This window comes from Anaerobiospirillum sp. NML120449 (assembly GCF_023051105.1).
GTDB lineage: Bacteria > Pseudomonadota > Gammaproteobacteria > Enterobacterales > Succinivibrionaceae > Anaerobiospirillum.
The window spans coordinates 1-11,345 of record NZ_JALKIL010000015.1; the positions used below are offsets into that span (position 1 = coordinate 1).

5 protein-coding genes and 1 other RNA gene are annotated in these 11,345 nt (G+C 51.0%); 1 reads left to right on the forward strand and 5 read right to left on the reverse strand.

Features of this window, described 5'->3' with window-relative positions; translation table 11 throughout:
- Positions 1 to 878 precede the first annotated feature (878 nt).
- The 3 genes from MXE41_RS06110 to MXE41_RS06120 all read right to left on the reverse strand — a co-directional run bounded on the left by MXE41_RS06110 (position 879) and on the right by MXE41_RS06120 (position 4,152).
- A complete protein-coding gene (locus MXE41_RS06110) occupies positions 879 to 1,490 on the reverse strand; it encodes a metallophosphoesterase (RefSeq protein WP_247099829.1) in 612 nt (203 codons plus the stop codon).
- 627 nt (positions 1,491 to 2,117) lie between these two features.
- Positions 2,118 to 2,317, reverse strand: a non-coding RNA gene (ssrS, locus tag MXE41_RS06115) — 6S RNA.
- Between the two features lie 815 nt (positions 2,318 to 3,132).
- On the reverse strand, positions 3,133 to 4,152 hold the full coding sequence (locus MXE41_RS06120) for a tyrosine-type recombinase/integrase (RefSeq protein ID WP_247099832.1): 1,020 nt from the start codon (positions 4,150 to 4,152) through the stop codon (positions 3,133 to 3,135).
- Positions 4,153 to 7,466: 3,314 nt separating this feature from the next.
- On the opposite strand from MXE41_RS06120, the gene MXE41_RS06125 reads away from it, so the two are divergent.
- Positions 7,467 to 8,231, forward strand: a complete 765-nt coding sequence (locus MXE41_RS06125) for an MGMT family protein (RefSeq protein WP_247099834.1) — start codon at positions 7,467 to 7,469, stop codon at positions 8,229 to 8,231.
- A 588-nt stretch (positions 8,232 to 8,819) separates the two neighbouring features.
- Here MXE41_RS06125 and MXE41_RS06130 read toward each other — a convergent pair.
- Both MXE41_RS06130 and MXE41_RS06135 read right to left on the reverse strand, forming a co-directional pair.
- Positions 8,820 to 9,284 carry a (deoxy)nucleoside triphosphate pyrophosphohydrolase gene (locus MXE41_RS06130; RefSeq protein WP_247099837.1) on the reverse strand — a complete coding sequence of 155 codons (465 nt, stop codon included), beginning with the start codon at positions 9,282 to 9,284 and terminating at the stop codon, positions 8,820 to 8,822.
- 1,005 nt (positions 9,285 to 10,289) lie between these two features.
- Positions 10,290 to 10,907 carry a hypothetical protein gene (locus tag MXE41_RS06135; protein ID WP_246977832.1) on the reverse strand — a complete coding sequence of 206 codons (618 nt, stop codon included), beginning with the start codon at positions 10,905 to 10,907 and terminating at the stop codon, positions 10,290 to 10,292.
- Between the last annotated feature and the right edge of the window lie 438 nt (positions 10,908 to 11,345).

An 11,345-nucleotide genomic window follows, 5' to 3' on the forward strand; every position in this document is an offset into this window, starting at 1 on the left:
CCTTTTGCACGATGGCACAGCTGCGTCATTTTTAACGCCCATATACGTCTCCTGTATGTTATGGAACATGCAGGAATCTTATATAAATCAGCTAAATCATCACACCCCACACTCAGAAAGTACGTACTCTCTCAGTTGCATGTGCAATGTACATCAATCTGGCCACTGCGTAATGCTAATGCATTTCATTGAGCCGCAATCGAACAGCAAAATGCCTCCACTGTAAAGCTTCTGAGTGCATCAGCAGGCCTTGAGATGCGGCAAACACAGGTTTATGCAGTGCAATTACTGTAAATAATACTTTATAAAACTGTAAAGCTGTGACTGTAATTTACAGCTCCACCTCCACATTCAAGGTAGTAAGAAGTACAGGCACAGAAATTCGCTCATATCAGGGAAAAATGATATGACATGACAGTTAGAGGAATGCTGATGCAAAAACAATATACAAAACGTAATGGAATGAATATCTTTGCTCTGGTAACCTGTAACAATGCAAAAATGATAGACAGCATCATCAGTTGACATGCAAACATGCATTACAAATCTTATGGTAGAGTGTTTATAGGTGGGTAAAGCTTCAGGTACAGGCTGAGGTGCAAGTCGAGGCTCTGGTAGAGGTTATCGTGCAAGGAAATGGGGCAGCCTGTATGGGTGAGGTTCAGGTCAGGGAGGCTGTCTATTGAACGGCAGATGGTCCTGTATTGCAGCTGCATAGAGGTGTGCGCAGCATCCACTTAATAAAAGGCTGCACCACAGACAGTGCCGACTGTTGGGCACTGTCATTGCTTATCTTTATCGTTTTAGAAAGCATTATGGAAAGCGCGGGCTTTTGCAGATGTGGCTGAGAGATGAGGGTAAAGATCAGAGCGATGCTATTAATCTGACTGGGGCTCACCATTTGCTGCCTTAATCTGGGCGTTTATGACAGAGCAGATACGGGAAAATGAAACCGGGCGGTAGTCGTTATTGTCTACTCCAACGTCATACTGGGTAGGGTAAAGGTGCATTAACCTTGAGGACTCCATGCCTGTCATGCCGGCCTTGCTGTGCACATGGCCAAAGAGCTGCCAGACGTTGCTGTAGCCGCCATCAAAGCACAGGAATGGGAAATGGTTCAGATAGATTTTCTGGCCATCGACCCTGATGCGCATCTGCATGCTGACAGCAGCAAAGCGGGATACCACCTTATCATTAAGTCCCCTGTCATCATGGTTGCCGACAATAAGGTAGATACGGCCGTTCAGACGCTCCAGAATACTAAGCCACTTTTGCGGCTTGCCAAAGCAGAAGTCACCAAGGTGAAAGACTGTGTCCTCAGGCCCTACGGTTTCATTCCAGTTGCTAATCAGCATCTCATCCATATGCGTGGCACTGTTAAAAGGACGGCTGCAGTATTTGATGATATTGGCATGGCCAAAGTGTGTATCAGAAGTGAAAAACAGACCCTCACCTGGCAAGGTAAGCTCAGCAGCGTTTGGCGATGTCACAACAAATTCTCCTGCTTAAACACATAAGGGACATAAGGCATAGGCCGGGTCATAAGGAACAGTCCGGCCGATAAGTCATAGTACTGATGCATCAGCACGTGCGGCGTGGTCAGGATGACCCGCTTATTGTGCCTCAGTGCGGAGCTCAGTTCAGATGCCATTGTATATTCTACCTGTAAGATCATGGCCCTGACGCAGGCTTGTTTAAGGTATGCGATCACGTTATGCCCTGTACCCTGAAATATGCAGCCTGGCCGGGCACGAACAGAATTTTGGTCTTTGTCAGGCAGCAGACATTAATGGCAGCATGCTCAACGTCAGCAGCACGTCTGAAGAGGAGTATGTTCGGAGTCAGCAGCAGGTATAAAAGTCGGTATGCTCAACGTCAGCAGCAGGTCTGAAGGGCTGTATGTTCTTTGTCAGGCTGCAGGCATGGTGAAGCCGGCTGGCTGGAGCTGTTGAGGTCGGTATGGGATTGGGAGGGAGTTGACAGCGCCGTAACAGGCAGTGAGCAAGAAGAGCAGTGTCGGGGCTGCGTTATGGCAGAAGTGTGTAATGCAGGCAGGAAGTTCAGATACAAAAAAACCAGAGAAAGCTCTGGTAATTTTGCTTGGAGAATATATAACTAATGGCCCCGGCCATGTCGCTGCCGTGTTCAGCTCCTTGAACCAGAAGTTCAAGGTGGGCTACCTGTGGCTCTTAAGGCTTCTCAAGGGACTACCCAGTTGGCTGAATAGTTTAGGCGTGCACAACGGAGCTCAAGAAGACGGCCCAATCTGTAATTATCGGCTCAGGGCAAAACTTGCTGGCGAACATACTAGAAACCATTAGCCGGTATTGCTACCGTGATTACATGATAGCACACAGGCACGTTTTTTCAATATTCGGGAGTGTAAATTAAGCAAATATAAGCCTTGAAAAGTGCTGTAAAATGGCGTTAACATGGAAGTTCGAGGGGGCTGAAAAAGCACTTTTGCTTTTTCCATATCTATGGTACGTAGCACGAACGCACGGGCACGGCGCGTGATAATCAGCTTTTAACCTGGACTTTTCATATCACCTGCGAGCCACTTTTCCCCCATCATTAAATCCAGATCCTGCTCCCGGGTTTAACTCCTGCCATCAGGACAGTATGACTTTTACTCTGTCAGCGCCCGCACAACAAAATCCCTGTCATCCTGTCGTCCTTCCAGTTATCCAAACCTTACTTCCTCTTCACTGATATCAGTTGCTCTTACAATCCGATTCCACTGTAATATAGCCTCAGGTGTTCCTGTCATCCCTGGTCTGACTGGCAGAACCTGCTACGTCCTGCTCTGCGTAGTGGCCCGGCGTGGCCATGCCTGAGTCCGCATAACTCTGCCTGACACCGCATGCCTCTGCCTGACTTTGCCTTGCATGGATTCAGTCGGGATGAGCGGCCTGGTACGAAGTGCACAGACTGGCAGTGTCGTTGTGTTGCGTGGTGCTCAGGCACGGCAGCTGTGTCTGTCGTATGCCGTGCGTTTTTGCATGTATGCAGCACCTGTACAGCCCCAAAAGCACAGGGCCACACCATTGGTGTGGCCCTGGCCGTTGAGAGGCTGGCTGCCGTTGTCGTGTCATTTGTGTGGCAGGCCGTACCTGGTCAGCTCTGCAGCTGTCAGGACTGGTTCTTTGAGTCTTTGGTACTGTCAGACATCAGTGAGCTTAGTCTGCGCATCAGCGTGCGGGTGCTGCGTGCGTTGGTCAGCCTGTTATGGTCGATAACACGGGTAGTGCTGACCAGAGAGTTATGTCCCATGTACAGAGCAATGGCCTCAACAGGAACGCCGTCTTCATAAAGGCGTTCAGCACAGCTGCGGCGGATTAGCAGAGTATTGACCGCCGGGAAGTCTGGATGGTCTTTTTGCAGCTTGTGAGAGTAGGTCTTGAGGATCTGTAAAACAGCTGCCGAGCCGGTGCGGGCACGCTCTCCTTTTCTGTTGACGAAGAACAGCGGATCATCGGGATTGAGTACGTCGCCGTGCTGCTCCTTGAGGAAGATACGGATCTGCTCAATCATGTCACTGTCCAGTCTTATGTCTCTTTGCTGATCGAACTCACCGTGGATATGCAGATAAGGCATGTCGCCGTCCAGATGCAGATCGCCTACGGTAAGACTGATGAGCTCATTGGCTCTGACACCGGTAATGTACATGAACAGAACCATAAATCTGTTCTTGTGACCAATACGGGTATCAGGGAAAGCAGACATCAGCAGGGAGATGCGGTCATTATTGAGATACTCATCAGGAGGTGGAGGACGTCTGATGGTGCTGACATTGAGCAGATCAAAGTACAGACGAGAGCAGTCTGTCTCTGCATGATAGTAGCGGACAAATTTGAAGTAGTTACGCAGACCGTTGAGACGGGTATTAACTGATGATGCAGAAAGCTCCTTTTGCTCCAGCTGCCACTTCAGCCAGTCATTGAAGAACTCAAGGTCGATCTTCGCAGTATTGAAAGAAACCCGGGATACGTTCTTGTATTCGCAGAACTCAAGGAAGCAGTCCATGGACTGGACATACTTGGAGATGGTGTTGGAGTCATAGCCTTCATGCTTCATCCAGTCCTTCCAGCCATCAACCCATCTGGCTAAAGTACAGGATGCTTTCCTTTCCTTATTTTGCTCAGAGGCCATGAAATCTCTCCTAAGAACAGTTTTCCAGATCCTGAAAGCCCGGTGTGAGTGCAGGCGTAACAGTAAATTCAGATGCCCGGTGTGAGTGCAGGCGTAACAGTAAATTCAGATGCCCGGTGTGAGTGCAGGCGTAACAGTAAATTCAGATGCCCGGTGTGAGTGCAGGCGTAACAGTAAATCCTGATGCCCGGTGTGAGTGCAGGCGTAACAGTAAATCCTGATGCCCGGTGTGTGTACGGGCACAGCGGCAAGTTCATCCCGGCATGTGAAAGGGATGCGCAACAAGATAGCGGGCAGTGATAAGCTGCCATATTGAGGTATTTGTGTTTATCTTGGTGCGGAATAATGTGCAAAAGAAAAGTTAAACAGTCAAGTATGTGTGATTATGGATGTGACGCGTAACACAAAGCTTCGCAGCAGTGTGTATAGACGCTGTTTTCCGGCTCATTATTCCAGCATGTGAATTGTCTGCAACAGGCTTGCAGGCCGCATATATTAGCAGCAGACCGTCAAATCTTCAATGTCATTACAGGCAAGCAGAGAAGCTCCGGCGACAATGGTGCAACCGGTAACATTGGACCTTGAGGCTTACTGTACCGGCAAATTATCTCTGTAACAGCTACAGCTGGCCTGAAAGCCCATATCTGGGCAATTTTTACGCCCATATTAACGCCCACGTTACAGCGCCCTGTCTGGCATATTCCCGTCCCTGCACATCGTATCGATCCTGGTCTGCAACTGCACTTTATCCTTGTGTTCTTACTTTGTATTCTTTTCCCTGATTTATCTTTACGTCCGACATAATATTTTGTAAAGAATTATTTTTACTTGCAGTCCTGGTCGGCAGCTTGTCAGCGGTGAGCGGTTTGGCCTGCGATATAAACAGCCGCATAAGCAATACTTATCATTTCTTCCGGCGGACACATCTCATGTGTAATCAGTCAGCGTCTGTCTGGCACCTGCGTAAGCGCCACCCTTATGAATAACCTTGGGCACAACGGCATGCTGGAGAGAAGTAGCATGCAGGACATAAAAGAGCTAAGTCGCATGCCAGCATAGTTATAAGAGCTGAAGCTGCAAGGGAGGCACTGCCACATATGCGTTTATGCATGCAGTCAGACAGGCATGTATGCAGGCAGGCGTGCATGCATGCGTGCTTGCAGCATTCATTTATCACATCATCGCATAGCATCGCATCACCTCGACGCACCTCACCCATTCATCCATTCATCCATTCTGAGATTAGACGTTGTGCACTCGTGCTGCATCATCACTCTCAGCAAGCAGGCATCTTGCTGTCTGATTAATCAAGGGGGCCTTGAGGCATATTGGGCTGGCCTGTCAATCTGACCTGCAGGAGTCAGTATTGCCGCCTTATCTAACCTGTCTGCCCGGTGAGGTTAAACGGGATGGCGCTCTTTCTTTATGTATACCCATTATGTGAGCAGGAGTGATTCACCACAGCACTGCCCGGGATAAGGCCAGCCTGCGGCAAATGCTGCGACTGTGGTTGAGGCCGGTTATGGAGGGCGTGCATCTTATAGGAGGGCAGAGCTCAAAATGGTCAGATCCAGGGGGAGGGACGCGGGCTGGGGCCTGGAAATGTGCTCAAGCCCCAAGCCGCAAAACAATTGTTATGTTCACTTTTCAATAGACATTATTGCTCATGCGTGAATTTTAATGTGGAAACCGCAAATATGAGAATACAGATTTGTGCTCGCGGAATTTATGACTTAATTATTGTCTGATTCAAAACAATGCCATGTGCGTAAATATATTGAACACATTCCCTAATTTTATGCTGATTTTATGAAAATCGACATATTTAAGGGGTTCCTTACTAGATATATCATTGATATATTGCAAACAAAGCATATATCAATACTCATGCTGCGTGGCGCTGATATTGTGAGTTTTCTCACAGAAAATAACGTTTTAGGCGTAATTCATATGGTAGAATTTACTCCAATTAGTGTTGACGTTAATGCTGTCAGGTAAGCTACCTGGTAGCGCTGGGCCTCTCCAAACGTGAGGGGCCTTTCCTAAGCACTGACAGTTCTTATCAGGCCAGCATGAGCTTCATTAAGTGGGTTCCATGCTCTGGCAGCTAAAACTCTACATCACCTGTCAGCCACAGTGCTGATAACCATTCACTACGGGTGCAGAAGCCTGGCAATGTCTTCTTGCTTACAGGCCTTCTTATCAGAATTCAGTTTCTGAATGCTACTCTGACCTGCATGATTACCAGTCAAACAAATCATGAAGGTCGGAGCTTTTGTCTTTGCGTTTTCCAGGTGCGCCCTCACCTCCCCCACAGCTCCCTTTACAGCAACTACCTGTCATCACTGGCATGTCTGTGAGTTTACAGGCCTCCAGGTCTTTCACCTGCGCCAGCATCCTCTGCCCATACCCATGCCGTATAGCCCAGAACAGCAAGCCTTTACGCTGGCCTTGCTATGGTCATATGCCCTGTCGTCGTATATCTGAGCTGTCCATACTCTCGCTATCCTGCATGGCATGCAGGCCTGGCCTGGCATGGCATGGTCTCACCCTGGCCATGGTCCCAGCGGGTTCATGTGCCGTTGCCATGATTATGGCCAGCAACATCGCTCTGCCTGTGCTATCTTCACCGTCTTTTCAGCTCTTCAGGCTGTGAGCCCTTTCCGCCATTGATAAGATGGAACATGCCTGAGAGCCAATCCATCCCTTAGATCGATCCTGTGCCTGTAGCTGTATCCTTGCCATTCTCTGGCTGCTGACATGGCTGTTGTCTCTGACCTTGCATTACATTCCCTTAGTTCTTGCCCCCGGCCCTTGCCTCTGCCCCGCCCTTGCTTTTGTTTTTGAACTTGCCTTTGTCCCTGCATTGTATTTACTGTTTTCTCCGGCAGGAGCGTTGTGATTATCGAGAATATGCAAGCAAGTTGAGGGGGCTTTGCAGCAGTGCTGTGATCTTGCTCCATTGAGCTGTCTGCATGACTGTCTTGAGGTCAGGTGATAATGGACAATGTGATCCTGCTATGTGCGACCCGGTGTTTGCTGGTACAAGTGCACGCCTTTATCGGAGCTCATACCTTGAAGACCTGTAATACTGCTGCAGTCAGCTTATACTTTCATGCAGTTACTGTGTTACTGCCTGAGTCAGGGGCGGGCATGTGGGCAGGCCCCCTTGCGTATCATGAGCGACCGCGCAGGGCGGCTGAGGTATGAAATAACACTCTCTTTAATATTTTAGTTGTGAGACGTCAATGGCTGAAAACGCGGACTTATCAGACAGATCCTTTATGTGCACTTTTGAAACTGTGCTGGGGACCATGAGCATTATCTTTTCATGGCAGGGAGTTCATGTGCTGCACTCGGCTGAGCGTGCTGCCTTGCTGTCTACCAGAATAAGCAAACTTGATAATGGCAACGAGCCAGTTGAGATCAGCGTAAAAGAGCTTGCTGACATGGCAGGTCCAGGCGAATCTGTTCTTTTGTCTCTCAGGAATTGTGAGGCTGAATATGCAGCCAGGAGCAGAGCCGGGCGCTGTGCAGTTCATACAGAGAAACTTCAGGTTGTTGCAGCCAGGGTTGCAGGAGCGGTAAGTCTCATAGAGGATATGGGACGTGGCAGAAAGTCCAGAACAGCCTGCAGCTTTGCCTCTGAGCTCTATGCTCTGCAGCTGACTTTATGCCCAGATAAGCTGGTCTCACCCACAAGCGCAGCTGTTCTGCATGCCCTGATAAGATTCAGTCGCTGCTGTCCCCGGCGAACCCTTACCTATAAGGAGCTTGCCCGGCTGGTTAACTCAAAAGCTCAGGAGTATGGCTGTGAAGTCAGTCCCGGACCTGATATGGTGACCGGGAACAGAGCTGTTAATGGCCTTGAGAGCGAGCCCGCCACTTCTGTACCAGTACATCACAGGGCCGTAGCCATGGCTTTGAAGAACAATCCTGTACTCCTGCTCATACCCTGCCATATGGTGGTGCCATCTGGCAGCAGCTTTAACCCGGGAGGCTTTGTGCTGGGCACCAGCGCCAAAGAAAAACTGCTCAGACTCTGGCAGGCTGATATTTGCAGCAGCTCTTTGCTGTAGTACCTGACACAGGGCACAGCTCTTTGCTGCAGTACCTGACACAGGGCACTGCTCTTTGCTGTAGTACCCGTCACAGAGCACAGGTCTTTGCCGGGGCTGCCCGGACTTTGGAACACGATCACTGGGCGTGAGGCTTTCCTGCATGAAAGACAGCGAGCCTTGCTGCATGAGTGCCGTCCTGCCTGCAGCTGCACACCTCAATGCAGCCTGCGCTTACTGTCAGACACAGACTATGGCCGTGCATGGCAGCATGCTGTGCCTGTCTCTGTGCCTGTGCCTTGTGCATGGCAGCCGGCTGTGCCTTAGGCTGAGACTGGTATGGTCTGCCGGGCCGTGTGGTCCTGCTCAAAAGAGCAAAGCCACACCTTGAGGGGGTGTGGCTTTGTCAAAGATGGCCTGTCCGGGGCCGCCGCTGTCCGGGCTCAGGCAGTCAGATGCAGCCGGCCTGAGGGCGGCATTGCTCTCAGGGCCCTGCCTCAGCTATCAGCCCGGAGCGTCCATGCCTGGTGGGCGGCGCTGGCTAAAAAGCCATGGTATGGGCCTGAGTGCTATGGGCCTGACAGGGGGCAGCCGCTATGTCTTTGGGCTCTATGAGGCTATGGAGCGCCCTTTGGCTGTGGTGACACTGGTATGAGCCTGCATGAATTTGCGGATATTCGGCAGGAATGCGATATCTGCAGGGGCAAATTCCACACTGTCCATTTCATCAGGGGTAATCCAGCGCAGCTCGGAGTGAGCCTCTGAGGCTGTGACCTTTTCACCGGGCATCATGTGACAGATGTAGACATCCATTGAGAGGTTAAATTCATCGTATTCGTGGTTGCAGGTCAGGAAGTAGCTGTCCACGGCAATTACGCAGCCCAGCTCTTCATGGACCTCACGGGAGCAGGCAGACTGGGCGCTTTCGCCAGCCTCAATCTTGCCGCCGGGAAATTCCCAGTACCCGGCCAGATGACGGCCCTCGGAGCGGCGGGCAATTAGAAAACGGTCATCCTGAACAATCAGAGCAGCAGCTACACGTACGGTCTTTTTCTGCTCGGCTGGCTGTGTCATAGCAATTCTCCATTAGGTGGGCGAAGCTGAAAGCTTAAGGGTATTGTTGCTCACAGATATCCCTGTCTTCCATGGACTGTATTGTATAGCACCAGGCACCGGCCCGACACGTCCTCAGGCCCTGATGCAATTTTTTCTGATAACTGTCGCTCCCCGGCATTACAGTGCGTGCTCTGCCAATGCCTTACTGAGAGGCCGCTCAAGCCCCACATCCCCTGCTTAAGAGCCCTGCCGTCTGCTCAGATTCCCCTACCACCCTCTCATACATGTCATCTGCTCACAGGAAACTTACGGTCCGCAAGGGCGGTACTGTGAGTCTGCCGCATGCCCGGCGCTGCAGGGGCGGTACTGTGAGTCTGCCTCATGCCTGGCGTTGCAAGAGCTGTCCTGTGAATCTGCCGCATGCCCGGCCCAGCCTGCCTGTACGGTGATGCTGATGGCTTTTTCAAAGTGCTGAAGCATGGTCGCTGGTCATATGCATATCTGTGCACTGCAATGCATATCCCTGCAGTCTGACGCCATTCTGTGCTCAGGATGACCGCATCCAGATTGAGTCGCATTGCTGCAAATCACCTCAAAATCACTGTCCAGGTGTTTTTCAGGGCCTTAAAAAGCAGCAGGGCAGCAGATCGAGTGTCGATACTGCTGCCCTGAAGGTCAGTGGCTGCTGCCCGGTCATGCAGGCCCTGCGGCGCTGCCGGAGCTGCGGTCACTGTGGTTGTATTGCTGCTATGCCATAAGCTCTGCTGTGCGCCCTGAGCTTTAGCTCTGCCTCACTGTATGTTCTGTGAGTTTCCCTGTAAGCATATCTGATGTGAACTCTGTCCTGGCAGATAAGGCCTGGTCAGGGAATGCAGGGGCTGCAGGTTCCAGGGACGGAGACTTGCATTTGCCGGCTCAGACAGCTGCAGAGGCTTTGTGGCTCGTGTATGGCCTGGCATTACATGGTACGGCCGGGCATTACATGGTATGGCCTGGCATGGCGGTCATCGTGGCCTTTTGTGCTTAGAGAGCACCGCCGCCAATTGGGCGTACCATCAGCTGCATGAGCTTTTCATTACCGGTAAGGTAGCCCAGCAGCTGTCCTACGTTTTCCAGAGAGCCGGTGTAGTTGATGGTGTAGATAGAGTTGTCATCATCGTACTGGCGCAGCCACAGAGCTACGTCCTGCTCGCTCTCACGGCCCTCAATAATGCAGGTACCGTAGGCAACTTCCGGCTTGGAGGTGAATTCAACACCATTGGCACGGTAGCCCTCGGCAGCAAGATCGCAGGTCTCCTTGATGGTAGGACGTACGGCCTTGTTGATGCGGACAGTTACCATGGTGGACTTGTCAGCCTTCTCAACAGAGATGGATGAATCAAGCGGGGCGTTGTTGAAAGTTACAACATTCCAGCCATCAGGGATGCCAAGGGCAAAGTACTCGGTCTGGTAGACCTTCTGGACGGTGGAGTAGAGCTCCTTGATGGAGGCATCCATGAACTCCTCAGGGGTGGAGATCTTCTCCGGTACAGTGCTGTTACCGGTGGCAGAAAGATCTGAAGAGGAGGATGAGGAGACACATCCGGTCACCATGGCAGCGCAGGCCACGGCAAATGGTAAAAAGAACTTGCTCTTAATCATACAAACTCCAGAGGTACCAGATAACAGGGTACCGATAAAACTCGTTTTCCGACCGGGCATGGCATCGTACCGCTTCCCAGAGGACAGCGGCCACGGCGCAGTGCTGACAGCACTGTAGGCACAGCCCTGATGGCTGCAGACTGTTTATGGCTGACCTGCCTTATAAGTGAGTCAGGCGGACAGTGCGCGTGCACAGGCTGTAAGACAGCTGTCAGCTGCAGGTCTGTGACCATGCTGATCTGAGCATAAGCCATAAAGCCTGGCCTGTGCCTGGAAGGGCTTATTTTGTCCCCAGGTAACTGTACAGAAGCCGGAAAATGCATAATGGTCAGAATTTGACCTTAAGGGCATTGCACAGCAAATTATGTTCCACAGCCATATGTCAATAAGGCGGCAAAGCCCGCACGGGCGGGCTTTTTATGCAGTACAGGTGACAGA